Origin of the sequence: Kribbella sp. CCNWLW201, from assembly GCF_037203805.1 — a bacterium.
Taxonomy (GTDB): domain Bacteria; phylum Actinomycetota; class Actinomycetes; order Propionibacteriales; family Kribbellaceae; genus Kribbella.
On record NZ_JBBCBQ010000018.1, the window covers coordinates 19,242 to 44,491 of the forward strand.

A 25,250-nucleotide genomic window follows, 5' to 3' on the forward strand; every position below is an offset into this window, starting at 1 on the left:
AGGAGCGGGAACAACCGGAACAGACATACCCTTGAATCCGATATGACTTCTTCCGACCGTCGCACGGTGTACCTGGACCACGCGGCGACGACTCCGATGCTGCCGGCGGCGATCGAGGCGATGAGCCATCACCTCGCGCGCACCGGCAATGCGTCGTCCCTGCACGGCTCCGGTCGCGCCGCCCGCCGGACGGTCGAGGAATCCCGCGAGACGATCGCCGCGGCGCTGGGGGCGCAGCCGAGTGAAGTCGTGTTCACCTCAGGCGGTACGGAGGCCGACAACCTCGCCCTGAAGGGGCTGTGGTGGGCCCGGCTGGCCGAGGACCCGCGCCGCCGCCGGATCCTGCTCAGTGGGGTCGAGCATCACGCCGTACTGGATCCGGCCGTCTGGCTGGCGCAGCACGAGAAGGCCGAGATCGAGTGGCTGCCGGTCGACGAGCTGGGCCGGGTGCGGCCGGACGACGTACGGCGGGCCGTCGAACAGGACCCGGAGTCCGTGTCGTTCGTCACGTTGATGATGGCGAACAACGAGGTCGGGACGATCCAGCCGATCCAGGAGATCGCCGCGCTGGCCCGCGAGTACGGCATCCCGGTGCACACCGACGCGGTGCAGGCAGTCGGCCAGGTGCCGGTGGACTTCGCCGAGCTGGGTGTGGACGCCATGACGGTGTCCGCGCACAAGCTCGGCGGTCCCTACGGGATCGGTGCGCTCGTCGTCCACAAGGAGACCAAGCTGACGCCGGTCCTGCACGGTGGCGGTCAGGAGCGCGACGTACGGTCGGGCACGCTCGACGCGCCCGCGACGGCCGGGTTCGCGGTCGCTGTGGAGCACGCGATCAAGCACCAGGCGGACGAGGCACGCCGGCTCACCGAGCTGCGGGACGCGCTGGTCAGCGGTGTGGTGAACACGGTCGAGGGCGCGCAGTTGTCGGGCGACCCGACGGATCGTTTGCCCAATAACGCACACTTGTCCTTCAGCGGCTGCGAGGGTGACTCGCTGTTGCTGTTGCTCGACGCGCGCGGGATCGAAGTCTCCACCGGGTCCGCGTGCAACGCCGGGGTCGCCGAGCCGAGTCATGTCCTGCTGGCCATGGGGTACGACGACCAGCGGGCGCGCGGATCGCTCCGGTTCACGCTGGGACACACGACCACCCGCGCGGATATCGACGCCGTACTGGAGAACATCGGACCGGTGGTGGAGCGGGCCAAGTCCGCCGGTCTGCAGAACGTGGGAAGGAACACCTGATGCGGGTACTCGCAGCCATGTCCGGCGGGGTCGACTCCGCCGTCGCGGCGGCGCGGATGGCCGAGGCCGGGCACGACGTGGTCGGAGTGCACCTGGCGCTGAGCCGCAACCCGCAGTCGTACCGCAGTGGCGCGCGCGGCTGCTGCACGATCGAGGACTCCCGCGACGCCCGCCGGGCCGCGGACGTGATCGGCATCCCGTTCTACGTCTGGGACCTGGCCGAGCGGTTCCACGCCGATGTGGTCGAGGATTTCGTCAGCGAGTACGCCGCCGGTCGCACCCCGAACCCGTGTCTGCGCTGCAACGAGAAGGTCAAGTTCAGCGCCGTACTGGAGCGGGCTCTGGCGCTGGACTTCGATGCGGTCGCGACCGGTCATTACGCGCGGATCGTGGACACGGCCGACGGCGCTCGTGAGTTGCACCAGGCCGTGGACCCGGCCAAGGACCAGTCTTATGTGCTCGGCGTGCTCACGCAGCAGCAACTGAAGCACGCGTTCTTCCCGCTCGGTGACACGGTCAAGACGGAAGTCCGGGAAGAGGCCGAGCGGCGTGGATTGTCGGTGGCGGCCAAGCCGGACAGCCACGACATCTGCTTCATTGCCGACGGCAACACTCCGGGCTTCCTCAGCAAGCATCTGGGCGAGGCGCCCGGCGACATCGTCGACGCGCAGGGCAACAAGCTCGGCGAGCACAAGGGCACCCACGGGTTCACCGTCGGTCAGCGCAAGGGGCTGCGGATCGGTACGCCGGCCGCCGACGGCAAGCCGCGGTTCGTGCTGGACATCAGCCCGGTCGACCGCACCGTCACCGTCGGATCGCGCGAAGAGCTCGCGGTGTCGGCGCTGACCGCGTCCAAGCCGCGGTGGTGTGGTCCCGCGCCGACCTCAGAGCTGCATGTGAAGGCGCAGCTACGCGCGCACGGCGAGCAGGTCGCCGTCACCGCGCGCCTCGAGGGTGACCAGGTGCTGGTCTCATTCGACGAGCCGACGTCCGCGGTCGCACCCGGTCAGGCAGTCGTCCTGTACGACGGCACCCGGGTGATCGGGTCCGCCACGATCGACACCGTGTCGCGGGTGGCGGCACAACACGCATGACAACTACTGGCCTGGGTTCGCTGCCGGGTGACGACATCCGGGAGTGGACCAAGGTTCTGCTTGGTGCTGTCGACATCCCGTTCCTGGCTGAGCTTCCGGTGCGTCCGTACGGCGACATGCTCAGCCGTGCGGTCGCCGTACTGACTCAGCTTGCTGTTGACCTGCAGCCGGCTGGGTGGCGGCTCACGGGTGGTAGTGACCCTCGGGCGAGTCTGGATCAGCGGCGGGCGCGTTCACTGCTGGCTGAGGATCTGGACGTGCTCGAAGAGCTAGCGGACGGTTACACCGGGCCACTGAAGCTGCAGTTGACCGGGCCGTGGACTCTGGCGGCCACGGTCGAGCTGCCGCGTGGTGACAAGGTGCTAGCGGACCACGGGGCTCGTCGGGACCTGGCCGAGGCGTTGGCGCTAGGCCTTGGTGACCATGTGGCAGAGGTGCGACGCCGGGTGCCTGGGGCGGAGCTCGTCGTACAGGTGGATGAGCCGGGTCTGCCCGCCGTACTCGCTGGAGCTGTGCCAACGGCGTCTGGGTGGAGCAAGCACCGGTCTGTGGACGGTCCGGGCGCAGTGGAGCTGCTGAGCCTCGTCACCACCGCTGCACCCACAGTGGTGCACTGCTGCGCTGCACGCCCACCCATCGAGGTCTTCACCAAGTCCGGTGCCACAGGTGTCGCAGTGGACATCTCACTCCTCACCAACGCCGCTTGGGACCAGATCGCCATCGCATCCGAAGCCGGGACCACCCTCTACGCAGGCGTGGTCCCGACGACTGGTCCACTGCCGAACCAGGAGCAGGCCGCCGATCCGCTGGTACGACGCTGGCGTGAGCTCGGTCTGGACCCGGAGCTCCTGAAGGAGGTCGTCATCACGCCGGCCTGCGGCCTCGCCGCCTCCCCGTCACCAGCCGACGCCCGCGCCCGCCTCGACCTCCTCCGCAAGACAGCAGACGTCGTCGCCGAGGCCGCGGACAACACCTAAGCGTCCGTGCCCGCACCACAGCGCGGCCGGTCTTTTCTTTCCCTGGAAACGTCGGTGGGCGGTTGTAGGTTTTGCCTATGAGCACGGAGATTCCGGAGACGACTGCCGCCGAACAGCCTGCCGCGCCGCCTGAGGTGCGTGAGCGGCATGCCGCCTTGAGCCAGGAGATCGAGGAGCACCGGGTCAGGTACTACCTGTCCACCTCGACCATCTCGGACGCGGACTTCGACGCGCTGATGCACGAGCTGGAGGGGCTCGAGGAGCAGTACAACGAGCTCCGGACGCCGGACTCGCCGACGCAGAAGGTCGGCGTACCGATCTCCACCCTCTTCACCGCGGTGCAGCACCCGACCCGGATGGAGAGCCTGGCGAACGCGTTCTCGGCCGAGCAGATGGAGGCCTGGGCCAAGCGGCTCGAGCGTGAGGTGACCGTCAAGCAGATCAACGACAGCGGATTCCTGTGTGAGCTGAAGGTGGACGGCCTGGCGCTCGACCTGGTGTACGAGAACGGTCGCCTGGTCAGCGGTGCGACCCGCGGCGACGGCCGTACCGGTGAGGACGTCAGCCTGAACGTCCGCACCATCAAGAGCATCCCGAACGAGCTGAAGGGCAAGGATCTGCCGTCCTTCCTGGAGGTCCGCGGCGAGGTCTACTTCCGGGTCGAGGACTTCGAGGAGCTGAACGCACAGCTGGTCGAGGCGGGCAAGGACCCGTTCTCCAACCCGCGCAACAGCGCCGCCGGATCGCTACGGCAGAAGGATCCGCGGGTCTCCGCGAGTCGCCCGCTGCGTTTCGTCGTCCACGGCCTGGGCCGGGTCGACGGGTATCACATCGGCCGGCTGTCGGAGGCGTACGAGCAGCTCAAGGCGTGGGGCCTGCCGGTCAGCGACCGCGCCCGCCGGGTCGACACGCTCGACCAGGTGAACGAGTTCATCGCGTACTACGGCGAGAACCGGCACTCCGTCGACCACGAGATCGACGGGGTCGTGGTCAAGGTGGACGAGGTCGACCTGCAGCGCGCGCTCGGATCCACCTCGAGCGCACCGCGCTGGGCGATCGCGTACAAGTACCCGCCGGAGGAGGTCACCACCAAGCTCCTCGACATCGAGGTGAACGTCGGACGGACCGGCCGCGTCACGCCGTACGGGAAGATGGAGCCGGTCCGGGTGGCCGGGTCGACGGTCGAGTTCGCCACCCTCCACAACGCGCAGGAGGTCAAGCGCAAGGGCGTCTGGATCGGCGACACCGTCGTACTGCGCAAGGCCGGTGACGTGATCCCGGAGATCCTCGGCCCCGTGGTCGAGCTGCGGCCGGACGACGCCCGTGAGTTCGTGATGCCGACCGAGTGCCCGTCCTGCGGTACGACGTTGCGCCCGATGAAGGAAGGCGATGTCGACATCCGGTGCCCGAACTCGCAATCCTGCCCGGCGCAGTTGCGGGAGCGGATCTTCCACCTGGCCGGGCGGTCCGGGTTCGACATCGAGGTGCTCGGGTTCAAGGCCGCCGACGCGCTGATCGGTGACGAGCTGATCACCGACGAGGGCGACCTGTTCGGGCTGACCGAGGAGGATCTGGCCCGCAGTTCGTTCTTCACCACCAAGGCCGGGGCGCTGTCGGCGAATGCTCAGCGACTACTCGCGAACCTCGAGACAGCCAAGACGCAGCCGCTCGCGCGTGGTCTGGTGGCACTGTCGATCCGGCACGTCGGCCCGACCGCAGCGCAGGCGCTGGCCGCCGTGTACGACGACATCGAGGCGATCCGCGCGGCGAGCGAGGAGGAGCTGTCCGAGATCGAGGGGGTCGGGCCGACCATCGCGCATGCGGTGATCGAGTGGTTCGAGGTCGACTGGCACCAGGCGATCGTCGACAAATGGCAGGCAGCCGGCGTCCAGTTGCGTCAGGAGCGCACCGGGCCGAGCGTGCCGCAGACCCTCACCGGCCTGTCGATCGTGGTAACGGGGACGGTCGAGGGCTTCAGCCGGGACGAGGCGACCGAGGCCATCGTGTCCCGCGGCGGCAAGGCCGCCAGCTCGGTGTCCAAGAAGACGTCGTTCGTCGTGGTGGGCGATTCGCCGGGCTCCAAGTACGACAAGGCCGTCCAGCTCGGAGTGCCGATTCTGGACGCGCCCGGCTTCCAGGTTCTCCTCGACGAGGGCGCCGAAGCAGCCACCAAGGTCGCCACCACGCCCGAGCCTGGTGACGCTTAGCACAAAACCGTTTGCAGCCCGGTGGATCCGGCGGCTCGGCTGAGCCGTCGGACTGTTAACTTTGCACGTCTATACGTGGGTCAAAAGGAGCGAATATGACGACGCCGCCGCAGGGACCGTGGGGTCCTGGGCAGCCGGGGGGCCAGTCAGGCGGGCAGCAAGGGGGACAGGGAGGCCAAGGCGGTTGGGGACAACAGCAACCTCCTGGCCAGGGTGGTGGCGGTTGGGGACAACGCCCCCAGCAGCCTCCACAGCAGGGCCAGCCTCCGCAGCAAGGCGGTGGCGGCTGGGGACAGCAGCCAGGACGACCGCAGCCCGGTCAGCCGGCCCAGGGCCAGCCCGGACGACCGGGTCCCGGCCAGCAGGGCCAGCCAGGCCAGAGCGGTGGTGGCTGGGGTCAGCGTTCCCCGCAGCAGGGCGGTAGCTCCTACGAGCAGAAGCCGTGGAGCCAGCAAGGCGCTCAGCAAGGTGGCTGGCACCAGCAGCAGGGCCAGCCCGGGCAGCCGCAGTGGCAGCAGGGCGGCGGCTCCAAGGGACCAGGTGGCATCGGCAAGGACAAGATGCCGCTGCTGATCGGCGGTGGCGTGGTCGGCATCGTGCTGATCGGTCTGCTCGTCTTCCTCGGCGTCAAGGCGCTCGGCGGCGACGACGAGCCCATCGCGAACCCGACCACCACGCAGTCCGGCGAGCCGACCGGCAACCCGACCAACGGCGGCGACAACAACGGTTCGCTCGGCAACGCGACCGGTCAGGCCAAGACGGCGACCGAGAAGCTCCAGAGCGCCGGCTACCTGTGCAGCGACCTGTTCAACACCGGTCAGGGCGCACACCGCGGCTGCTTCAAGTACGACGGCCCGACCGAGGCCGAGGCGGTCTTCCAGTTCCAGACTGACGGCACGATCATCGGCGTCCTGCTGACCTCGCAGAACGAGGACAACGTCAACAACGCCGCCGTCACCTTCGACGCGGCGCTGCAGGCGATCGGCAACGACACCTTCGGCGGCGACCAGGTCAAGAAGATCCAGGACGCGGTCAAGACCGGCCAGAAGGAGCAGAAGGTCGGCAGCACCTGGGGCGAGTTCAAGTTGCAGAACGACGGTGACGAGCTGCAACTGTCCGGCGGCAAGTCCGGGTCGGACTCGTTCGACCTGCCGCGGAAGAGCTTCGACACCACCGAGACGCAGCTGATCACCGCGCTGAAGGCGAAGAAGTACACCTGCACGACCTCCTGCAGCAAGCAGGTCGGCAAGTACGGCTCGCAGCGGATCTACTCCTACGCCAGCAAGGACGAGGGCATCCGGTCGCTGGAGATGAGCGCCTCGGGTGATCCCGACGACGTCAAGACCGCGCTGCCGGCCGCGGTGAACGACGCCTTCGGCGCGCTGAAGGGCGACGATGTGGCGGCCCTGAAGGCGTACGTTCAGGCGCACAACGACGGCAAGTCGTACGCTGCTTATGTAGCCGGATGGCGGATCGAGATCATCGCCAACAACGAGGACTCCTACGCGTCCTCGCGGATCTCGATCCGGTACGAGACGTTCTACGTCTGAGCAGGCGTGACAGGAGTCGGATGAAGTTCCCCAGGGAGAAGCGGGAGTCACGGACGGTGGTCACCCCACCGCCCGAGGCACTCCAGCGCGTCGACGGCGGCGGTCCCTGGGGCCCGACCCAGTTCGACCTCCCGGACCGCAGCGGCAGCAACAGCCAGACGATCCTGATCGTCGTCCTGGTCGGCGTCGTCGTACTGCTGATCCTGGCCGGCCTCTGGACCTTCGCCTACTTCCGCTTCAGCTAGAAACCTCGAAAGCCTCCCTCTCCAGCACCTGGAGGGGGAGGCTTTCTGTCGGTACGACGAGTTACGCGGTGGCGCGGATCGTGACGGCCAGGGAGGCCAGGTAGCTGAGGCGGGCCACTTCGGAGCCGAGGAACTCGGGGCCGCCGCGGCGGCCGATCACGAGAACGCGGCGGCCGGAGTCCAGTGGGGCCGCGACCAGCACCGACTCGGCCAGGCCCTTGTGGTCATCCGGAGCCGCCAGCGTCGTGGCCTTCTCCAGCGGCAGCCAGTTGTCGGCCACCTGCCCGAATTCCGGCGTCGCACTCGTTTCCAGCGCGACCTTCACCTCACTGCCGGTGCCGTCCAGCAGCGCAGCCCAGTCGGCGTGCAGTACGGCGGGTGACTGTTCGACCAGGATGTCGATTGCGTCCGCTGGAGCCGACGTCATCTGCTCGACGGCTTCGAGGTCCATGTGCAGTCCGCCGCCGGCGCCGTACCGGGAGAACCAGATGACCTCGACGCCGGCCACGCCGTTACAGGCGGAGACCAGGCGGTCGGGCAGGACACCGGGTGGCAGGTCGACCACGATGTCGTCGACGGCGGTGCCGTTCTCTCGCCGGTGTTCGACGATCTCGATCGCGTGGATGTCGGCGTTCACCTCACCGAGGGCGGTGGCCACCGTGCCCAGAGAACCGGGCCGGTCCGGGATGATCAATCGCAGCAGGAACACCGAACGATCATCTCCCAGCCGATCACCATGCGCGTAACGCCCTGTCGCGGCCAATGTTACAGAGCGGAACCCGGGGACACGCCCGGCCCTCTCGGCTGATGAACAAGAGCGCATTGTCCACAGGCCGGGGGATGAGGCAACACGAGCGTCACGGGAGCCCACTAGGATGGCCGGGTCCGGTCGGAAATCAGCCGGTCATCCTGCGAAACATTGGATCAGTTCATGCCTTCGATTACCCGCGAAGAGGTCGCGCACCTGGCGCGACTGGCGCGGATCGAGCTCACCGACGCCGAGCTCGACCACCTCGCACCGCAGCTCGACCAGATCATCGCCCTGGTCGGGCAGGTCAGCCAGGTGGCCGCGGACGACATCCCGCCGACCTCGCACGCCCTGCCGATCACCAACGTGATGCGCGAGGACGTGAATGTGCCGTGCCTCACGCCGGAGCAGGCGCTGTCCGGCGCGCCGGCCGCGGAGGAGCAGCGATTCCGGGTGCCGCGGATCCTGGAGGAGGACTGACATGAGCGAATTGATCCGTAAGACCGCGGTCGAGCTCGCGGAGCTGATGACGTCCGGTCAGGCCAGCTCGGTGGAGATCACCCAGGCGCACCTGGACCGGATCGCGGCCGTCGACGGTTCCGTGCGGGCCTTCCTGCACGTCGACACCGAGGGCGCGCTGGCGCAGGCCGCCGAGGTGGACAAGAAGCGTGTCGCCGGGGAGAAGCTCGGCCCGCTCGCCGGTGTCCCGCTGGCGCTGAAGGACGTGCTCACCCAGGAGGGTGTGCCGACCACGGCCGGCTCGAAGATCCTCGAGGGCTGGAAGCCGCCGTACGACTCGACCGTGGTCAAGCGGTTGAAGGCGGCCGGCATCGTCATCCTCGGCAAGACCAACATGGACGAGTTCGCGATGGGCTCCTCGACGGAGAACTCGGCGTACGGCACCACCCACAACCCGTGGGACCTGAGCCGGATCCCGGGTGGTTCCGGTGGAGGTTCCTCGGCGGCGATCTCGGCGTACGAGGCACCGCTCGCGATCGGCACCGACACCGGCGGCTCGATCCGGCAGCCCGGTGCGTTCACCGGCACGGTCGGGGTCAAGCCGACGTACGGCGGCACGTCGCGGTACGGACTGATCGCGCTGGCCTCGAGCCTGGACACGCCCGGCCCGTGTGCGCGGACGACGATGGACACCGCGCTGCTGCACGAGGCGATCGCCGGGTACGACCCGATGGACTCGACCTCGATCAAGCAGGCCGTCCCGCCGGTGGTCGAGGCGGCCCGGCGCGCGGATGTGAACGGTCTGCGCATCGGTGTGGTCAAGGAGCTCGGCGGTGAGGGTTACCAGCCGGGTGTCGAGGCGCGCTTCCACGAGGCGGTCGAGCTGCTCACCAAGCTCGGCGCCGAGGTGGTCGAGGTGTCCTGCCCGCACTTCGAGTACGCGCTGCCGGCGTACTACCTGATCCTGCCGAGCGAGGCCTCGTCCAACCTGGCCAAGTTCGACGCGATGCGGTACGGGCTGCGGGTCGGCGACGACGGCGAGAACAGTGCGGAGAAGGTGATGAGCCTGACCCGCGAGGCCGGCTTCGGCGACGAGGTCAAGCGGCGCATCATGCTCGGCACACACGCGCTGTCCAGCGGGTACTACGACGCGTACTACGGCCAGGCGCAGAAGGTGCGGACGCTGATCCAGCGTGACTTCGCCAACGCCTACGAGCAGGTCGACGTCCTCGTGTCGCCGGCAACGCCGACGACCGCGTTCCCGATCGGCGACCGGGCCGACGACCCGATCGCGATGTACAAGAACGACCTCTGCACGATCCCGGTCAACCTGGCCGGCAACGCGGCCGCGTCGTTCCCCTGCGGCCTGGCCGACGAGGACAACCTGCCGGTCGGCTTCCACGTGATGGCCCCGGTGATGCGCGACGACCTGCTGTACCAGGTCGGCTCCGCGCTCGAGGCCGCGTTGGCCGAGCAGTGGGGTGGCGTCCTGATGGCACAGGCTCCGGAGCTGGAGGTGACACGATGACCGCGAACGTCCTCGAGATCGACGACGCGCTGGCGCAGTACGACCCGGTGATGGGCCTCGAGGTCCACGTCGAGCTGAACACGAAGTCGAAGATGTTCTGCGGCTGCCCGACCGAGTTCGGCGCGCCGCCGAACACGCAGACCTGCCCGGTCTGCCTCGGCCTGCCGGGTGCGCTGCCGGTGGTGAACGCCAAGGCGGTCGAGGCCGCGATCAAGATCGGCCTGGCGCTGAACTGCGAGATCGCCGAGTGGTGCCGGTTCGCCCGGAAGAACTACTTCTACCCGGACATGCCGAAGAACTTCCAGACCTCCCAGTACGACGAGCCGATCGCGTACAACGGGTGGACCGAGGTGGTGGTCGACGGCGAGACGTACCGGATCGAGATCGAGCGCGCCCACATGGAGGAGGACACCGGCAAGTCCACCCACGTCGGTGGCGCGACCGGCCGGATCCACGGCGCGTCGCACTCGCTGGTCGACTACAACCGGGCCGGGATCCCGCTGATCGAGATCGTCACCAAGACGATCGAGGTGCCGGGGGAGAAGGCGGCCGCGGTGGCGCGGGCCTACGTCAGCATGCTGCGGGACCTGCTGCTCGCGCTCGGTGTCTCCGATGTCCGGATGGACCAGGGCTCGCTGCGCTGCGACGCGAACGTCTCGCTGAAGCCGACCGGTTCCCCCACGTTCGGGACCCGGACCGAGACGAAGAACGTGAACTCGTTCCGTTCGGTCGAGCGCGCGGTGACCTACGAGATCACCCGGCAGGCGGCGATCCTGTCGACCGGCGGCAAGGTGGTGCAGGAGACCCGGCACTGGCACGAGGACACCGGGATCACCACGTCCGGCCGGGAGAAGTCGGACGCGGAGGACTACCGGTACTTCCCGGAGCCGGACCTGGTCCCGGTCGCCCCGTCCCGTGAGTGGGTCGAGGAGATCCGCGCTTCGTTGCCGGAGGCACCTTCTCTGCGCCGGGTCCGGCTGCAGACGGACTGGGGCTTCACCGACCTGGAGATGCGCGACGTCATCAACGGCAACGCGCTGGAGCCGATCGTGGCGACGGTCGAGCTCGGGGTGACCCCGGCCGCGGCGAAGAAGTGGTGGCTGGGTGAGCTGGCCCGGGCGGCGAACGAGTCCGGTCAGGACCTCGACGCGCTCGGTGTCGGCCCGGCCGAGGTCGCCGAGGTGCAGAAGCTCGTCGACTCGGGTTCGCTGAACGACAAGCTGGCGCGGCAGGTCTTCGACGGCCTGATCAAGCGTGAAGGTACGCCGGCCGAGATCGTCAAGGCCCGCGGCCTCGAGCTGGTCTCGGACGACTCCGCCCTGATCGAGGCGATCGACCGGGCCATCGCGGCCAACCCAGACGTGGTCGAGAAGGTCAACTCCGGCAAGCCGGCCGCGGCGGGCGCCCTGATCGGTGCCGTGATGAAGGACATGCGCGGTCAGGCGGACGCGGCGAAGGTCCGTGAGCTCCTGAACGCCAAGCTGGGGATCTGAGCTGATGGGTGCCCGGGGTCAGCTGACTGGCTGACCCCGGAGCCCAGCTGTTCAGGCGGCGTTGCGCTGAGCTGGGGGAGCGTCGGCGATGGCCTGGCGTTCCACCCGGCCGTCGTCCACGTCGTCGGCGTCGGCGAGCAGGGTCCGGGCGACCGAGAGCTCCTCGACCGGGCAGCGGATCTCGAAGCTGGTCGGCACCACCTCGGTCGCGACCGCGTCCGGCCGGTTACGGATCAGGCCGCGGAAAAGTCCCCACAGTGTCCCGAGCAGGACGCCGTACACGAAGCCCCAGACGACGACGGCGAGACCGGTCAGGCTGGTCTCGGCCACCAGCGTGACGAATACACCGGCCAGCAGCCCCAGCACAGCGCCCTGCCCGGCGCCGACGGCGGTCAGCTTGACCACCGGCACGGCCTGGGGTTTTCGGGCCAGCCGGAGATCGGCCCCGACGATACCCAGCGACCCGGCGTCCATCCCGTAACTTCGCAGATAGTCCACTGTCCGCTGAGCACCCTCGAAGGTGCTCGCCGAAGCGATCACACTGCTGGGGACCATGGGCGCCTGATCGGGCCGCATCACCAACTCCTCCCTCAAAGCCTGGGGTTTCTTCCACTAGTACCAGACGGCCGGTAACCCCAAACGGTTGGCGGGAAACAGTCAGCGGCTGATCGTGATGCGAAGGATCCGATCGTCGCCGTCGCGGGTGTTGCCGCGGCCGTCGGTGTTCGACGTGGTCAGCCAGAGCGAGCCGTCCGGCGCGGCCTCGACCGTGCGGAGCCGGCCGAACTCGTTGGTGAAGAACGCCTGCGGCTCACCGATTCGCTTGCCTCCGGCAACCGGGATCGCCCACAACCGCTCACCGCGCAGCGACGCCATGAACACGTGCCCCTGGGCGAACGCGATCCCCGACGGTGACGCGTCACTCGTCCGCCACTGCGCGATCGGGTCTGTCATCCCGTCCAGGCCCTCGATCCCCTCCGCGGCCGGCCAGCCGTAGTTCGCGCCGGAGGTGATCGCGTTCAGTTCGTCCCAGGTGTTCTGCCCGAACTCGGCGGCGTACAACTGGTTCCCGTCGAACGCGAGACCCTGGACGTTCCGGTGGCCCTTGGAGTACCAGACCCGGCCGCCCGGGTTCCCCGGCGCGGCCTTGCCGTCGGTCGTGATGCGAAGGACCTTCCCGCCCAGCGAGCCGTCGTCCTGCGAGTTCGGCCGGTCGGCGCCGTCGCCCGTCCCGGCGTAGAGGAAACCGTCCGGCCCGAACCGCAGCCGCCCGCCGTTGTGGATCGACGCCTCCGGGATCCCGTCCAGGATCACCTGCTGGTCGCTGAGCCGGTTGTTCTGGTACGTCAGCCGGGCGATCCGGTTGTCGCCGCCGGCGCTGTAGTACGCGTAGATGTACGGGCGGCTCGGGTACTGCGGGTCGACCGCCAGCCCGAGGAGTCCGCCCTCCGACGACGGGTCCACGTCGTCGACCTCACCGACCTCGGTCACCTGGCCGCCCGCGACCCGCTTGATCTTCGCCGAGTCGCGCTCACTCACCAATGCACTCTGGTCGGGCAGGAACGCCAGTCCCCACGGCACCTCGATCCCGGTCGCCACCGTCGAAGCCACGGTCAGCTTCACCGGTCCCTGCGGGGCAGCGGTGCTCCGCGGCGCCGACGTCGTACCTGGGCTCGTCGGTGCGGGCGTCGTACTGGTTGCCGAAGTCCCCGAACCGGAGGGCTCCCCACCGTCGCCGGAGCACCCGGCCGCGAGCGCGAGCGCGGTCACCATCACCGCGGTACGAGACCCCTGCCTGACCATCGTCTTGACCACGCCGTCTCCTCGGTCCGATGCGTGCCTCCAAACTAGCGGCTCACACCAGCCCGTACGGCGGGAATCACCTGGCTCGCGATCAATTCGAGCGACCGCATGGCCGTCTGATGGGAGACCGTCGGCAGCCGGAGCCAGTGGGCGAAGTGGACGAACCGGGTGGCCTCGTGCAGCGCGATCAACCGGTCCGCGACGTCGTCCGGCGTGCCCACGAGGTAGTCCTCGCGACGCAGCGGCGGCGGCTCGGTCCCGCCGTACGACGCGATTTCACCTTCCAGGTAAGCGATTCCCGGCGCCGCGTCGGCCCAGGCGCGATCCGCGTCATCGTCCACGTGCATGATCCCGGTGCAGATCAGCGGCGGTGGATTGTCGACAACCTCGTCCAGCAGTTTCCGCCGGGCGATCAGATCGGCCGGGGTCGCGCAGTAAATGATCACGCCATCACCCAGCCGCGCCGCCCGCTGCAGCCCGGCCGCGGTCACGCCAGCGACGTAGATCGGAATCTTCCCCTGCGGCCGCGGGGTCACCTCGTCGCTCGACCAAGCCTCCCGGATGACCCGTACGCCCTCCTCGAGCAGCGCCCCACGCCGGCGCCGGTCCACCCCGAACGCGGCGAACTCTCGCTCCGAATACCCCTGCCCGACCCCGAGCATCATCCGACCACCCGACACCAGGTCGACCACCGCCGCTTCCTCGGCCACCCGCAACGGATGATGAAGCGGCAACACCAAAATATTCGTCCCAACCCGGATCCGAGACGTCCGCGCAGCCAGCACCGCCCCCATCACCAACGGCGCCGGCAACATCCCATCCCCAGTCAGGTGATGCTCAGACACCCACACTCCGTCAAACCCCAGCCGGTCGGCGGCGACCACCTCCTCAACCCGATCCCCGCCGTACCCCTCCTCCCGAACATCCATCAAAACCCCGAACTCGATCATTCAACCCACCCTCACCCCACCCACCGGCCGAGGTCCAATGCCGACTCGGCGCACATTTCATGCGCCGAGGACATGGATCAGCTGAGCCAGGTGGGACGGAGGGGGAAGTGGGCGTCGGCGTTGGTGTCCAGTTTTACGGCTAGGACTTGGTGGAGTTGGGTGGTGTTGCGTTCGAAGCCGACTCGGCAGGCGGCCAGGTAGAGGCCCCAGATCTTGGCGGTGGGGTAGCCGACTTCGGCGACTGCCTCGTTCCAGTGGGCGACCAGGTTGTCGGACCAGGCTCCGAGGGTGAGTGCGTAGTGCTCGCGCAGGTTCTCCTCGTGGCGGACCTCGAAACCGGCGTCCTGGGCCTCGGCGATGATCCGGCCGGAGCCGATCAGTTCGCCGTCGGGGAAGATGTAGCGGTCGATGAACGCGCCGGTCGAGCGGTACCGGTTGTCCGGCCGGGTGATGCTGTGGTTGAGCAGCCGGCCGCCCGGCTTCAGCCGGTCGAGCAGGAAGCCGAAGTACGACGGGTAGTTGCGGACGCCGATGTGTTCGGTCAGGCCGATCGAGCTGATCGCGTCGAAGTCGCGCTCGGCCACGTCGCGGTAGTCCAGGAAGCGCACCTCGGCGAGATCCTCCAGGCCCTCGCGCTCGATCGCCTCGGCCGCCCATTCGGCCTGGGCCGACGACAAGGTGACGCCGAGCGCCTTGACGCCGTACTCGCGGGCCGCGTGCCGGACCATGCCGCCCCAGCCGCAGCCGACGTCGAGAAGTCGTTGCCCTGGGCGCAGATCGAGTTTGCGCGCGACCAGGTCGTACTTCTCCGCCTGGGCCTGCTCGAGGGTCGCGTCCAGCGACGGGTAGACGGCACACGTGTACGTCATCGACGGGCCGAGGATGTACTCGTAGAACGTGTTCGACACGTCGTAGTGGTGGTGGATGGCCGCCCGGTCCCGGGTCCGCGAGTGCCGTAGTCCTTCGAAGGTACGACGCCACTTCGGCAGGTGCTCCTGCGGCGGTGGAGGCGGCGGCTTCAGGTGGTTCCAGCCCAGCCCGCGGACGATCCGCAACGCCTCCGCGGGCGTCGGGCGCTCGAAGTGGAACTGGTTGAGCATCATCTGCATCAGCGCGTACGGATTACCTGGATGTACGCCGGTGATCTCCAGGTCACCCATGACGTAGGCACGGACCAGCCCGAGATCGCCGGGCGCGGTCAGCACGTAGGACAGGCCTCGCTCGGAGGCCAGATGCATGTGGATCGGCGAGTCTTCCGGTCCGGTCGCGCTGCCGTCGTACGCCGTGAAGCGGAACGGAAGCCCATCGGGTGTCACGGTCGTCAGCGCTTCGGCGATCGAAACCCGGGTCTCGAGGGTTGTCATCGGCGTGTCACCGCCTTCTCGTAGAGCCCGGTGAGCCGGGCATCGGGATCGTAGCGTTTCTTGACCTCAGTCAGGGCCGGGACGTTGTAGAGCCGGTCGAAGGTCTCCCGGTCGTAGTAAGCGTCGGAGTACAGGGACTTGTGCCCGCCGAACTCGGCGACGGCCGCCTCGATGCGACGGTTGACGTCACCGTCGGCGGCGCCGGGTTCGATCGGCACGGTGCCCCAGAAGCCGACATTGACGTACGTCGTTCCCGGCTCGAGCGGGTACAGCGGCCAGGCCGTCGTACCGCGGAGTCGTAGCGGGCACAGCCAGACCGGGCGCATCCCGACTTCGGTGTCGAACCAGCGCAGGAAGGCGGCCAGCCGGGTGACCGGGATCTCGACGTCCTGGACCACGCGTTCGCGCTCCGGGTGGCCGCGGCGGCGATTGATGCGGGCGGCAACCTGATGCCGGTTCTCGAAGCCGATGATCTTGTGGAACACGTCGCTCCGCCGCCAGCGCTTGGGCCACAGCCGCCGTACCAGCGGCTTCTGCGCGCCGAACGCGGCCGAGCACCAGAACCAGTCGGTGTCCCAGCGCCACAGATAGTCGTACGCGGTGAGGAAGTCCTTCTGGCGTTGCTGGATCGAGCGGTAGTAGATCTGCTGACCGGTGTAGTCACTCGCCTTCCCCCGCGATGAGTATGGCACGGCGGCATCGCTGTTGCGGCCCAGCGTCAGATACGCCTCGGACGGGCTGAACGCGACACCGTCGACGAAGTGCACCGGCTCGCCGTCGTACGTGCCGGAGGCAACGATCTCCTCGATCGCCGGGGACAGCCGGTCCAGTCCGAGCCGGACATGCCGGAGGGCGACGTACGGCGAGATGCGGTCGAGCTCGATCTTCAGCCGGGTCGCGTAGCCGAGCGTGCCGTAGGAGTTGGGGAACGTGCGGAACAGCTCCGCGTGCTCACCCTCGGGCCGGGCGGTGACGATGTCGCCGGCGCCGGTGAGGATGTCGAGTTCGAGCACGGACTCGTGCGGCAGACCGGCCCGGAACGACGAGGACTCGATCCCGAGCCCGGTCACCGCGCCGCCGAGCGTGATCGTCTTCAGTTGCGGTACGACCATCGGCGTCAGCCCGTGCGGAAGGGTCGCGGCGACCAGGTCCTCGTATGTGCACATGCCCTGGACGTCGGCCGTCCGGGCGGCCGCGTCGACGCTGATCACCCCGGTCAGGCCCGACACGTCGAGCCCCGGCCGCTCGATCTCGGTCCGCGGCCGGAACAGGTTCGAACTGCGCTTCGCCAGCCGCACCGGCTCCCCAGGAGGGATGCGCTGGTACGACGAACGCAGCCGTCCTACCGCCTGATCGTGCTCAACGGTCGCAGCCAGATCCGATGTCGAAGGCACCGATCCAATGTACGACGATCCGGTGGACAGCGGGATGAAAATTGTCCAGGCGGGCGAGTAGGTTCGGGACATGGCTGATGTGGTGAAGGCATGGCTGCCCTGGGAGGACGCGGAATCGACCCTCGGCGGGGTGCCGGCGGGATTCGACGTGGAGTGGTATGCCGGTGGCGAGCGGCCGGGCTCGATCGACCAGGTGGAGTTCTACGTGCCCGCGTACATGGGCGGCTCCGACGTGGTCGAGGTGGTCCGCGACATGCCCGCGCTGAAGGTGGTGCAGCTGCAGACCGCCGGGTTCGAGAACGTGCTGCCGCACCTGGCCGAGGGCGTCACGTTGTGCAACGCCCGTGGGGTCCACGATGCCTCCACCGCCGAGCTCGCGGTCGGCCTGATCCTGGCGTCGTACCGGCGCCTGCCGCGCGCCGTGCGGAACCAGGAGCAGCAGGTCTGGCCTGCGTCGTACGACGAGATGGACGACTCGCTCGCGGATCGCACGGTGCTGATCCTCGGGTACGGGTCGATCGGGGAGGCGCTGGAGCGGCGGCTGACCGGGTTCGAGTGCGAGATCATCCGGGTCGCGCGGCGGGAGCGGGAGGGCGTGCACCCGATCTCCGAGCTGCCCGAGTTGCTGCCGCTGGCGGACGTCGTCGTACTGCTGACCCCGGCGACGGCCGAAACCCGCGGGATGGTGGACAGCAAGTTCCTGGCTCAGCTGAAGGAGGGCGCGCTGCTGGTGAATGTCGCGCGCGGTGTCGTGGTGGACACCGATGCGTTGCTGACCGAGCTGGCGAGCGGCCGGATCCGCGCCGCGCTGGACGTCACCGATCCCGAGCCGTTGCCCGCCGGACATCCGCTGTGGTCTGCTCCGAACGTGCTGGTCAATCCGCACCGTGGGGGTGCCTCGACGGCGTTCCAGCCGCGCGTCGCCCGGTTGGTGCGCACGCAGCTGGAGCGGTACGCGGCGGGCGAACCATTGATCAACGTGGTGGGGGGTCCACCGCGATAAAGGAGGACAACGATGTCCGAAACCGTACTGCTGATCGGAACCAAGAAAGGGCTCTGGATCGGCCGGAGTGACGCCGCGCGCCGGGAGTGGACCCTGGACGGGCCGGTGCCGCAGTTCGAGATGCAGGGTGTGTACGCGGTCGGGATCGACACCCGCGGCGATCAGCCACGGGTGTTCGCGGGTGGGACGAGTGAGCACTGGGGGCCGGCGGTTTTCCACAGTGACGACCTCGGCAAGACCTGGGACGAGCCGCCGGAGGGTTCGATCGGGTTCCCGAAGGACGCCGACACCTCGCTCGAGCGCGTCTGGCAGATCCAGCCAGGGCCGGCCGGCCAGCCCGGAGTCGTGTACGCCGGTTCCGAGCCGTCGGCGTTGTGGAAGTCCACCGACGGGGGAGTGACGTTCGAGCTGGTCAGCGGCCTGTGGGACCACCCGCACCGCAAGGAGTGGGGTGCCGGTTTCGGCGGTCAGGCGATCCACACCGTGCTGCCGCATCCGACCGATCCCGACCGCGTCAGCGTGGCGATGTCGACCGGGGGCGTCTACCAGACGTCGGACGGTGGCGAGACGTGGTCGCCGAGGAACCAGGGGATCCAGGCGAAGTTCTTCCCCGATCCCTACCCCGAGTTCGGTCAGTGTGTGCACAAGCTCGCCGCGCATCCCGACGTACCGGAGCGGATGTTCGCGCAGAACCACCACGGGGTCTACCGGTCCGACGACGGCGGGGCGATCTGGAAGTCGATCGCGGACGGGCTGCCGTCGGACTTCGGATTCCCGATCGCGGTACACCCGCACGAGCCGGAGACGGTCTACGTCTTCCCGCTGATCGCGGACGGGAACCGGATCCCCACCGACGCGAAGTGCCGCGTCTTCCGCTCCCGCGACGCCGGGTCCACCTGGGAGGCGCTGACGAACGGGCTGCCCGACGTACCGTCGTACGCGCCGGTCCTCCGGGACGCGATGTGCATGGACACGGCCGACCCGGCCGGGGTGTACCTGGGCACGCGTGACGGCTGCGTCTACGCCAGCGCCGACGCGGGCGACACCTGGACCGAGGTCGCGCGGCACCTCCCGGACGTGCTGACCGTCCGCGCCGCCGTAGTGGGCTGAGATGGCGATCGGGGTCAAGCTGCCGACCGTGCTGAGACCGTTCGCGGGCGGCGCCGAGCGGGTCGAGGTCGACGGAGCCACCGTCGGCGAGGTCGTCGCCGCCCTGGACCCGGTCCTGCGTCGCCGGCTGACCGACGAGCAGGGCGCAGTACGGCGGCACGTGAACATCTACCTCGGCAACGACAACATCCGCGACCTGGACGGTCTCGGTACGACGCTGAAGGACGGGGACGAACTGATGATCCTCCCCAGCGTGGCAGGCGGCTGAGCACCTTTCGCCTCAGTGGCGGAACAACCGGAGCCCGGTCTGCGACAGGCTGATCCCCAGCTTGTCGCAGGCCGCGGCGACCTCATCCGAGCGGATCGACCCACCCGGCTCGGCGAGGTAGCGAACGCCGTGCCGGTGCGCTTCGATGATGTTGTCGACGAACGGGATCGCCCCGTCCGAGACCATCGCGACATCCTGCAGCGCCTCGGTCGAATGCCGGGCCTACCACGTCGACGCCTTCTCACCGGCCAGCCGGGTGCAGTCGATCCGCGACTGCTGCCCGGCGCCGATGCCGATCGCCATCCCGTCCTTGACCATCGCGACTGTGTTCGACTGCGTGTACCGCGCCACGACCATCCCCAGCAGCAGATCCCGCGCCGCACCCTCGGGCAGACCAGGGTCCAGCAACGACCGATCCACCGGCGCCGCATCCCGCTCCTGCGTCAGCCGAACGCCGTACACCTCACGGACCTCCTCCTTGGCAGGCTCGAACGTCGGGTCCGCCTCGAGCACCAGGAAGCTGCCGCGCTTCTTCCCCGCGAGTACGCCGACCACGCCTTCGTCGTACCCGGGAGCGATGATCCCGTCGCAGACCAGCCGTTTGAGTACGGCCGCGAGCTCTGCGTCGACCGGGTGCGACACCGTGACGAAATCGCCGTACGACGACTTGGGATCGGCATCCCGCGCCCGTTCATACGCACTGGTCACGGTGTCGGCGACCGCGGCACCGGCGGGGGAGACGTGCTTGAACGACGCCGCGGCCGGCAGACCGAGCAGAGCTGAGGCTTCGCGGACCAGCTGCCAGCCGGTCAGTGCATCGAGCACATTGATGTACGACGGTGAGCCGCTGACCACCGTGAACGGCCACTGGCCGAGCGCCGTGACGGAGGCGGACTGATGGGGATTCATGCCGTAGCGCAACTGCATCGGACAACCTCCGAGAAGTTCGGAGGCGCCCAGGCGGACGACGCCTTGTCTGTCATCCGCTCCACGGTGGTGCTCCACCCTCGCCAGTCGCGGTACGACCGCAGCTTATTGCACGAAGGTGCAAAGCTCGTCCCGGCGGCCGAAACCCGGCCTACCATCGCGCGTATGGGGATCTTTTCGCGGAAGCAGCCGGCGGGAGCGGCGACGGAGGGGCTACGGCTGGATCAGGCGTGGGCCGATCCGGAGCTCGACGCCGCCTACGCCGCAGTCCGTGGGGGCGATCTCTCGACCGGGACGGAACTGCTCAAGGCCTCGCCGCAGAACACCGATCGGCGCTCGTTCCGGGCGATGGGGCTGGGGAAGGCGGCCATCGGTCACAGCGAGCAGCTCGAGCTGCGGCTGGAGGCTGTGCCGGGTGACCCGGACCTGCTGCTGTGGCTGGGGCAGACGCTGGTGTTCGAGGCCTGGGAGGTGCGGACCGGGGCGTGGGCGGAGCAGGTCTCCGAGCAGCGGTTCGCGACCTTCCACGACATCCTCCGTACGGCGGCTGAGGTGCTGGACTACGGCATCGCGGCCGCCCCGGACGACGCGGCGCCCTGGGAGGTGCTGCAGTGGGTGGCGATCGGCCTGCAGGCGTCGATGGACGACAAGAACGACATCTTCCGGTCCGCGATGGAGCGGCACCCGGCCAGCTACCAGGCACACAGTGGTCGGGTGCAGGCGCTGGCACCGAAGTGGTCGGGCCTCGACATCGCCCAGATCGTCCGCTTCGGCGACCAGACCGTCGCGAACGCCCAGCCGGGTAGTGCGCTCTGTGCGGTCGCCGCGATGGTGGCCAACGAGGTGTGGGTCGACGTACTGAGTGACAGCGAGTTGACGAAGATGCAGCGTGGCGCTCGGTACACGCGGGAGATCACCAACCGGAAGCATGTCTTGCTCGCCGCCCGCGACAAGTGGCTGGTGCCCGGTCGCGAGCCCGAGGTGGCCGACATCTCCGCGCACGGCACGATGGCCTTCGCCCTCAAGACCGTCGGAGCGAAGGCCGCCGCGATGGAACAGGCCGCCCTGACCCAAGGCCGAATCGAAAGCGTCCCCTGGGCCTACACCAACGCCCCAGACCCCCTCACAGCCTTCACCACCGCCGTCACCAAACAAATGGCCTAGGTGGCAGCTTGCGTCCGAAGATCTGTGGCCTATAGCCCTCGGATCTTCGGACGCAGAAGGACTAGTGGGCAGAGACCCAGCCGTAGATGTTGGCGGAGTTGCCTTCGACGGTGGTGATCGTGCCGTTGCCGACGGCAACCACGACGCCGGTGTGCACGCTGGTGCTCGTGCTCTGCGGTCCGGTGCCGTAGAGCACGATGTCGCCGGGCTTCATCCCGGAGTTGCCGGAGTGGGCGCGGCGAGTATGTAATTAACTGACAACACAAAATCACAGCGTCGTTAATTTACCCGGGAATGCCCGTCCCGGTACGGCGGCCCTAGAGTGTGCCCCATGGTCGATGTGAAGCCACGCAGCCGGACAGTGACCGACGGGCTGGAAGCCACGGCAAGCAGAGGCATGCTTCGGGCTGTCGGGATGGGGGATGACGACTGGGTGAAACCCCAGGTCGGGGTCGCGTCCAGCTGGAACGAGATCACCCCGTGCAATCTCTCCCTGGACCGGCTCGCGAAGGCGGTCAAGGAGGGCGTGCACGCGGCCGGCGGGTACCCGCTGGAGTTCGGCACGATCAGCGTGTCCGACGGCATCTCGATGGGCCACGTCGGCATGCACTACTCACTCGTCAGCCGGGAGATCATCGCCGACTCGGTCGAGACAGTGATGGAGGCCGAGCGGCTGGACGGCTCGGTGCTGCTGGCCGGCTGTGACAAGTCGCTGCCCGGGATGCTGATGGCCGCGGCCCGCCTCGACCTGGCCTCGGTCTTCCTGTACGCCGGTTCGATCATGCCCGGCCGGCTCGGCGACAAGGACGTCACGATCATCGACGCCTTCGAGGCGGTCGGTGCGTGCGTCCGCGGCCTGATCACCCGGGAGGAGGTCGACGCGGTCGAGCGGGCGATCTGCCCGGGGGAAGGTGCCTGCGGCGGGATGTACACGGCCAACACGATGGCCGCGTCCGCCGAGGCGCTCGGGATGTCGCTGCCCGGGTCGGCCGCGCCGCCCGCGGTGGATCGGCGCCGCGACGGGTACGCCCGTAAGTCCGGTGAGGCGGTCGTCGGCCTGCTGCAGAAGGGGATCACAGCCCGTCAGATCCTGACCAAGGAGGCGTTCGAGAACGCGATCGCCGTGGTGATGGCGCTCGGTGGCTCGACGAACGCCGTACTGCATCTGCTCGCGATCGCTCGCGAGGCCGAGGTCGACCTCACGTTGGACGACTTCAACCGGATCGGCGACCGGGTGCCGCACCTCGGCGACCTCAAGCCGTTCGGCCGCTACGTGATGACGGACGTCGACCACGTCGGCGGGATCCCGGTGGTGATGCGGGCGCTGCTCGACGCCGGCCTGCTGCACGGCGACTGCATGACCGTGACCGGCAAGACGATGGCCGAGAACCTGGCCGACATCGCGCCGCCGGACGTCGACGGTGTGATCATCCGCGCGCTGGACAAGCCGATCCACGGCACCGGCGGGATCACCATCCTGCACGGCTCGCTCGCGCCCGAGGGGGCTGTGGTGAAGAGCGCCGGGTTCGCCTCCGACGTGTTCGAGGGTACGGCGCGCGTCTTCGACGGCGAGCGTGGAGCGATGGACGCTGTCGCCTCCCTGAAGGCCGGCGACGTCGTCGTCATCCGCTACGAAGGCCCGAAGGGCGGCCCGGGCATGCGCGAGATGCTCGCGGTCACCGGCGCGATCAAGGGCGCCGGCCTGGGCAAGGACGTCCTGCTGCTCACCGACGGACGCTTCTCCGGCGGTACGACGGGACTCTGCGTCGGCCACGTCGCCCCGGAGGCCGTCGACGGCGGCCCGATCGCGTTCGTCCAGGACGGCGACCGGATCACCCTCGACGTCAAGAACCGCACCCTCGAACTCCACGTCACCCCCGAGGAACTCGAGAACCGCCGCGCCGGCTGGACCCCGAAGACCCCAGCCATCACCAAGGGCGTCCTCGGCAAATACACCCGCCTGGTCCGCTCAGCCTCCGAAGGCGCCGTCTGCATCTGACCCTCCCGCCACTGAAGCCACCGTGCTGCCTTGAGCTCCCGCCACTGAAGCCACCGTGCCGCCCCAGGTCCCGCCACTGAAGCCACCGTGTCGAGTGTGAGCACCTTGCTGTCGGCAACCGTTTGCCGACAGCAAGGTTCCGACACTCGGTGATGGCGGACCCGTCTGTTCCCGCGAGTGAAGCCACCGTGCCGGTGACTCGGGCGGGGTGGTACGACGGCCTTAGTCGGCGACGGCCGGGATCTTCGCGGACCTGCGCAGTACGACGGGAAGGATCAAGCAGGCGGCCGCGATCGCGAGGATGATCGCCGAGACCGGGCGGGTCACGAACACGCTTGGGTCGCCCTCGCTGAAGGCCAGGGCGCGCCGGAACTGGACCTCCATCAGCGGGCCGAGCACGGCACCGAGGATCAGTGGCGCGACCGGGTAGCCGCCGCGACGCAGCGCGAACCCGACCAGGCCGAAGCCGTAGGCGACGAACAGTTCGAAGACACTGGCACCGGTGGAGTAGACGCCGAGGGTGGCGAAGACCAGGATGGCGGCGGTGAGGAGAGGCGCGGGGACGCGCAACAGCTTCACCCAGATGCGGACCAGCGGCAGGTTGAGCACCAGCAGCATCACGTTGCCGATATAGAGGCTCGCGATCAGCGTCCACACCAGCACCGGCTGCTGGTCGAACAACTGCGGCCCCGGCTGCACGTTGTAGATCTGGAACGCGATCAGCAAGATGCTCGCGGTCGCCGACGTCGGAATCCCGAGCGTCAGGAGCGGCACGAGCACGCCCGAGAAGGCCGCGTTGTTCGCCGCCTCCGGTCCGGCCACGCCCTCGATCGCACCCTTCCCGAACTCCTCCGGGTGCTTCGACAGCCGCTTCTCCACGTTGTAGCTCAGGAACGTCGGCAGCTCCGCTCCTCCAGCCGGCAACGATCCGATCGGCAGCCCGAACGCCGTACCCCGCAACCAAGCAGGCCACGATCGCCGGAAATCGTCCCGCGTCATCCCAAGCCGGCCCTCGACCGTCACCGCCGGACCGGCACCCCGATCCCGCGATGCCGCGGTCGCCACCGCCTCGGCAACCGCGAAGAGCCCGACCGCGAGCGCCACCACCGGCAACCCTTCGAAGAGTTGCGGTACGCCGAACGCCAGCCGGGGCTGACCGGTCAGCTGATCGATCCCGACCAGCCCGATCGCCAGCCCGAGGAACAGGCTCGACAACCCGCGCACGATCGACGGCCCCATCAGCGACGTCACGGTGACGAAGGCGAGCACCATGATCGAGAAGTACTCGGCCGGCTGGATCAGCTTGGCGATCGACGACATCGCCGGCGCCAGGAACGTGATCACCACGGTCGAGATCGTGCCGGCCACGAACGAACCGATCGCCGCCGTCGCCAGCGCCGCCCCGGCCCGGCCCGCCCGCGACATCGGATAACCCTCGAGCGTCGTCGGGATCGACGCCGTCTCGCCGGGGATGTTGAGCAGGATCGCCGTCGTCGACCCGCCGTACATGCCGCCGTAGTAGATCCCGGCGAACATCACGAACGCGCTCGTCGGCTCGAACACGAACGTCAACGGCAGCAGCAGCGCGATCGTCGTGGCCGGCCCCAGCCCCGGCAGGACGCCGACCAGCGTGCCGATGGTGACACCGAGCAGCGCCAACAACAGATTGGTCGGGCTGAGCGCGTTCCCGAAACCGTCGAACAGACTCGACAGTACGTCCAT

24 protein-coding genes, 1 pseudogene and 1 riboswitch are annotated in these 25,250 nt (G+C 68.6%); of the genes and pseudogenes, 14 read left to right on the forward strand and 11 right to left on the reverse strand.

Annotated features, from left to right (window positions below):
* Positions 1-42 precede the first annotated feature (42 nt).
* The 4 genes from V9K99_RS41235 (at position 43) to ligA (ending at position 5,523) form a co-directional block, all read left to right on the forward strand.
* The gene (locus V9K99_RS41235) at positions 43-1,245 is read left to right on the forward strand and encodes a cysteine desulfurase family protein (RefSeq protein WP_337011390.1); all 1,203 of its coding nucleotides are present in this window, start codon (positions 43-45) and stop codon (positions 1,243-1,245) included.
* Positions 1,245-2,339, forward strand: coding sequence for a tRNA 2-thiouridine(34) synthase MnmA (mnmA, locus tag V9K99_RS41240; protein WP_337011389.1), 1,095 nt, complete (start codon positions 1,245-1,247; stop codon positions 2,337-2,339). The genes V9K99_RS41235 and mnmA overlap by 1 nt, the downstream gene beginning before the upstream one ends.
* Positions 2,336-3,316, forward strand: a complete 981-nt coding sequence (locus tag V9K99_RS41245; protein WP_337011387.1) for a methionine synthase vitamin-B12 independent — start codon at positions 2,336-2,338, stop codon at positions 3,314-3,316. Before mnmA ends, V9K99_RS41245 begins: the two co-directional genes overlap by 4 nt.
* A 77-nt stretch (positions 3,317-3,393) precedes the next feature.
* Positions 3,394-5,523: an NAD-dependent DNA ligase LigA gene (ligA, locus tag V9K99_RS41250; RefSeq protein ID WP_337011385.1), complete on the forward strand. Its 2,130-nt coding sequence runs from the start codon at positions 3,394-3,396 to the stop codon at positions 5,521-5,523.
* 146 nt (positions 5,524-5,669) lie between these two features.
* Here the strand turns inward: ligA and V9K99_RS41255 are convergent, their stop codons facing one another.
* Positions 5,670-6,002: a hypothetical protein gene (locus tag V9K99_RS41255; protein ID WP_337011383.1), complete on the reverse strand. Its 333-nt coding sequence runs from the start codon at positions 6,000-6,002 to the stop codon at positions 5,670-5,672.
* Positions 6,003-6,083: 81 nt separating this feature from the next.
* On the opposite strand from V9K99_RS41255, the gene V9K99_RS41260 reads away from it, so the two are divergent.
* Both V9K99_RS41260 and V9K99_RS41265 read left to right on the forward strand, forming a co-directional pair.
* Positions 6,084-7,073 (forward strand): hypothetical protein, encoded by a 990-nt coding sequence (locus V9K99_RS41260; protein ID WP_337011381.1) that lies wholly within the window; start codon positions 6,084-6,086, stop codon positions 7,071-7,073.
* A 20-nt stretch (positions 7,074-7,093) separates the two neighbouring features.
* Positions 7,094-7,318, forward strand: a complete 225-nt coding sequence (locus tag V9K99_RS41265) for a hypothetical protein (protein WP_337011379.1) — start codon at positions 7,094-7,096, stop codon at positions 7,316-7,318.
* A 61-nt stretch (positions 7,319-7,379) separates the two neighbouring features.
* Here V9K99_RS41265 and V9K99_RS41270 read toward each other — a convergent pair whose 3' ends face one another.
* Positions 7,380-8,027 carry an ACT domain-containing protein gene (locus V9K99_RS41270; RefSeq protein WP_337011377.1) on the reverse strand — a complete coding sequence of 216 codons (648 nt, stop codon included), beginning with the start codon at positions 8,025-8,027 and terminating at the stop codon, positions 7,380-7,382.
* A 222-nt stretch (positions 8,028-8,249) separates the two neighbouring features.
* Here V9K99_RS41270 and gatC point away from each other — a divergent pair, with 222 nt between their 5' ends.
* From gatC to gatB, 3 genes are read left to right on the forward strand one after another with little or no spacing between them, the layout of a single operon-like run.
* Positions 8,250-8,546 (forward strand): Asp-tRNA(Asn)/Glu-tRNA(Gln) amidotransferase subunit GatC, encoded by a 297-nt coding sequence (gatC, locus tag V9K99_RS41275; RefSeq protein WP_337011375.1) that lies wholly within the window; start codon positions 8,250-8,252, stop codon positions 8,544-8,546.
* 1 nt (position 8,547) lies between these two features.
* The gene (gene gatA / locus V9K99_RS41280; protein ID WP_337011373.1) at positions 8,548-10,053 is read left to right on the forward strand and encodes an Asp-tRNA(Asn)/Glu-tRNA(Gln) amidotransferase subunit GatA; all 1,506 of its coding nucleotides are present in this window, start codon (positions 8,548-8,550) and stop codon (positions 10,051-10,053) included.
* On the forward strand, positions 10,050-11,546 hold the full coding sequence (gene gatB, locus V9K99_RS41285; RefSeq protein WP_337011371.1) for an Asp-tRNA(Asn)/Glu-tRNA(Gln) amidotransferase subunit GatB: 1,497 nt from the start codon (positions 10,050-10,052) through the stop codon (positions 11,544-11,546). The genes gatA and gatB overlap by 4 nt, the downstream gene beginning before the upstream one ends.
* A 51-nt stretch (positions 11,547-11,597) precedes the next feature.
* On the opposite strand, the gene V9K99_RS41290 is transcribed toward gatB, so the two are convergent.
* The 5 genes from V9K99_RS41290 to V9K99_RS41310 all read right to left on the reverse strand — a co-directional run bounded on the left by V9K99_RS41290 (position 11,598) and on the right by V9K99_RS41310 (position 17,057).
* Positions 11,598-12,122, reverse strand: a complete 525-nt coding sequence (locus tag V9K99_RS41290; RefSeq protein WP_337011369.1) for a general stress protein — start codon at positions 12,120-12,122, stop codon at positions 11,598-11,600.
* Positions 12,123-12,203: 81 nt separating this feature from the next.
* Entirely contained in the window at positions 12,204-13,361 is a 1,158-nt protein-coding gene (locus tag V9K99_RS41295; protein WP_337011367.1) for a PQQ-dependent sugar dehydrogenase, read from the reverse strand.
* Between the two features lie 32 nt (positions 13,362-13,393).
* On the reverse strand, positions 13,394-14,299 hold the full coding sequence (locus V9K99_RS41300; RefSeq protein WP_337011365.1) for an LLM class flavin-dependent oxidoreductase: 906 nt from the start codon (positions 14,297-14,299) through the stop codon (positions 13,394-13,396).
* Between the two features lie 77 nt (positions 14,300-14,376).
* A complete protein-coding gene (locus tag V9K99_RS41305) occupies positions 14,377-15,663 on the reverse strand; it encodes a cyclopropane-fatty-acyl-phospholipid synthase family protein (protein WP_337011363.1) in 1,287 nt (428 codons plus the stop codon).
* Positions 15,660-17,057 carry an FAD-binding oxidoreductase gene (locus V9K99_RS41310; RefSeq protein WP_337011361.1) on the reverse strand — a complete coding sequence of 466 codons (1,398 nt, stop codon included), beginning with the start codon at positions 17,055-17,057 and terminating at the stop codon, positions 15,660-15,662. The genes V9K99_RS41305 and V9K99_RS41310 overlap by 4 nt, the downstream gene beginning before the upstream one ends.
* Positions 17,058-17,127: 70 nt before the next feature.
* Here V9K99_RS41310 and V9K99_RS41315 point away from each other — a divergent pair, with 70 nt between their 5' ends.
* From V9K99_RS41315 to V9K99_RS41325, 3 genes are read left to right on the forward strand one after another with little or no spacing between them, the layout of a single operon-like run.
* The gene (locus V9K99_RS41315; RefSeq protein WP_337011359.1) at positions 17,128-18,060 is read left to right on the forward strand and encodes a 2-hydroxyacid dehydrogenase; all 933 of its coding nucleotides are present in this window, start codon (positions 17,128-17,130) and stop codon (positions 18,058-18,060) included.
* 12 nt (positions 18,061-18,072) lie between these two features.
* On the forward strand, positions 18,073-19,170 hold the full coding sequence (locus V9K99_RS41320) for a WD40/YVTN/BNR-like repeat-containing protein (protein WP_337011357.1): 1,098 nt from the start codon (positions 18,073-18,075) through the stop codon (positions 19,168-19,170).
* A gap of 1 nt (position 19,171) precedes the next feature.
* Positions 19,172-19,438, forward strand: a complete 267-nt coding sequence (locus V9K99_RS41325) for a MoaD/ThiS family protein (RefSeq protein ID WP_337011355.1) — start codon at positions 19,172-19,174, stop codon at positions 19,436-19,438.
* Between the two features lie 12 nt (positions 19,439-19,450).
* On the opposite strand, the gene V9K99_RS41330 is transcribed toward V9K99_RS41325, so the two are convergent.
* Positions 19,451-19,624, reverse strand: a complete 174-nt coding sequence (locus tag V9K99_RS41330) for a hypothetical protein (protein WP_337011353.1) — start codon at positions 19,622-19,624, stop codon at positions 19,451-19,453.
* Between the two features lie 36 nt (positions 19,625-19,660).
* On the reverse strand, positions 19,661-20,365 hold the full coding sequence (locus V9K99_RS41335) for a hypothetical protein (protein ID WP_337011351.1): 705 nt from the start codon (positions 20,363-20,365) through the stop codon (positions 19,661-19,663).
* A gap of 20 nt (positions 20,366-20,385) precedes the next feature.
* Positions 20,386-20,466, reverse strand: a riboswitch (ZMP/ZTP riboswitch).
* A gap of 64 nt (positions 20,467-20,530) precedes the next feature.
* Here V9K99_RS41335 and V9K99_RS41340 point away from each other — a divergent pair.
* On the forward strand, positions 20,531-21,529 hold the full coding sequence (locus V9K99_RS41340) for a hypothetical protein (protein WP_337011349.1): 999 nt from the start codon (positions 20,531-20,533) through the stop codon (positions 21,527-21,529).
* A gap of 61 nt (positions 21,530-21,590) precedes the next feature.
* Here V9K99_RS41340 and V9K99_RS41345 read toward each other — a convergent pair.
* Positions 21,591-21,746: pseudogene (locus V9K99_RS41345) on the reverse strand (CHAP domain-containing protein); the annotation flags it as partial.
* Between the two features lie 114 nt (positions 21,747-21,860).
* On the opposite strand from V9K99_RS41345, the gene ilvD reads away from it, so the two are divergent.
* A complete protein-coding gene (gene ilvD, locus V9K99_RS41350; RefSeq protein ID WP_337011347.1) occupies positions 21,861-23,528 on the forward strand; it encodes a dihydroxy-acid dehydratase in 1,668 nt (555 codons plus the stop codon).
* 222 nt (positions 23,529-23,750) lie between these two features.
* Here the strand turns inward: ilvD and V9K99_RS41355 are convergent, their stop codons facing one another.
* A complete protein-coding gene (locus tag V9K99_RS41355) occupies positions 23,751-25,250 on the reverse strand; it encodes a tripartite tricarboxylate transporter permease (protein ID WP_337011345.1) in 1,500 nt (499 codons plus the stop codon).

Excerpts from the sequence above, each read along its gene's own strand:
- mnmA (WP_337011389.1), top strand. The coding sequence starts at position 1,245 with ATGCGGGTACTCGCAGCCATGTCCGGCGGGGTCGACTCCGCCGTCGCG.
- V9K99_RS41300 (WP_337011365.1), bottom strand. The coding sequence starts at position 14,299 with ATGATCGAGTTCGGGGTTTTGATGGATGTTCGGGAGGAGGGGTACGGC.
- gatA (WP_337011373.1), top strand. The coding sequence starts at position 8,548 with ATGAGCGAATTGATCCGTAAGACCGCGGTCGAGCTCGCGGAGCTGATG.
- V9K99_RS41315 (WP_337011359.1), top strand. The coding sequence starts at position 17,128 with ATGGCTGATGTGGTGAAGGCATGGCTGCCCTGGGAGGACGCGGAATCG.
- V9K99_RS41305 (WP_337011363.1), bottom strand. The coding sequence starts at position 15,663 with ATGACAACCCTCGAGACCCGGGTTTCGATCGCCGAAGCGCTGACGACC.
- V9K99_RS41325 (WP_337011355.1), top strand. The coding sequence starts at position 19,172 with ATGGCGATCGGGGTCAAGCTGCCGACCGTGCTGAGACCGTTCGCGGGC.
- gatB (WP_337011371.1), top strand. The coding sequence starts at position 10,050 with ATGACCGCGAACGTCCTCGAGATCGACGACGCGCTGGCGCAGTACGAC.
- V9K99_RS41245 (WP_337011387.1), top strand. The coding sequence starts at position 2,336 with ATGACAACTACTGGCCTGGGTTCGCTGCCGGGTGACGACATCCGGGAG.
- V9K99_RS41290 (WP_337011369.1), bottom strand. The coding sequence starts at position 12,122 with ATGCGGCCCGATCAGGCGCCCATGGTCCCCAGCAGTGTGATCGCTTCG.
- ilvD (WP_337011347.1), top strand. The coding sequence starts at position 21,861 with ATGGTCGATGTGAAGCCACGCAGCCGGACAGTGACCGACGGGCTGGAA.
- V9K99_RS41265 (WP_337011379.1), top strand. The coding sequence starts at position 7,094 with ATGAAGTTCCCCAGGGAGAAGCGGGAGTCACGGACGGTGGTCACCCCA.
- V9K99_RS41330 (WP_337011353.1), bottom strand. The coding sequence starts at position 19,624 with ATGGTCTCGGACGGGGCGATCCCGTTCGTCGACAACATCATCGAAGCG.
- V9K99_RS41320 (WP_337011357.1), top strand. The coding sequence starts at position 18,073 with ATGTCCGAAACCGTACTGCTGATCGGAACCAAGAAAGGGCTCTGGATC.
- ligA (WP_337011385.1), top strand. The coding sequence starts at position 3,394 with ATGAGCACGGAGATTCCGGAGACGACTGCCGCCGAACAGCCTGCCGCG.
- V9K99_RS41355 (WP_337011345.1), bottom strand. The coding sequence starts at position 25,250 with ATGGACGTACTGTCGAGTCTGTTCGACGGTTTCGGGAACGCGCTCAGC.
- gatC (WP_337011375.1), top strand. The coding sequence starts at position 8,250 with ATGCCTTCGATTACCCGCGAAGAGGTCGCGCACCTGGCGCGACTGGCG.
- V9K99_RS41260 (WP_337011381.1), top strand. The coding sequence starts at position 6,084 with ATGCCGCTGCTGATCGGCGGTGGCGTGGTCGGCATCGTGCTGATCGGT.
- V9K99_RS41340 (WP_337011349.1), top strand. The coding sequence starts at position 20,531 with ATGGGGATCTTTTCGCGGAAGCAGCCGGCGGGAGCGGCGACGGAGGGG.
- V9K99_RS41235 (WP_337011390.1), top strand. The coding sequence starts at position 43 with ATGACTTCTTCCGACCGTCGCACGGTGTACCTGGACCACGCGGCGACG.
- V9K99_RS41335 (WP_337011351.1), bottom strand. The coding sequence starts at position 20,365 with ATGCAGTTGCGCTACGGCATGAATCCCCATCAGTCCGCCTCCGTCACG.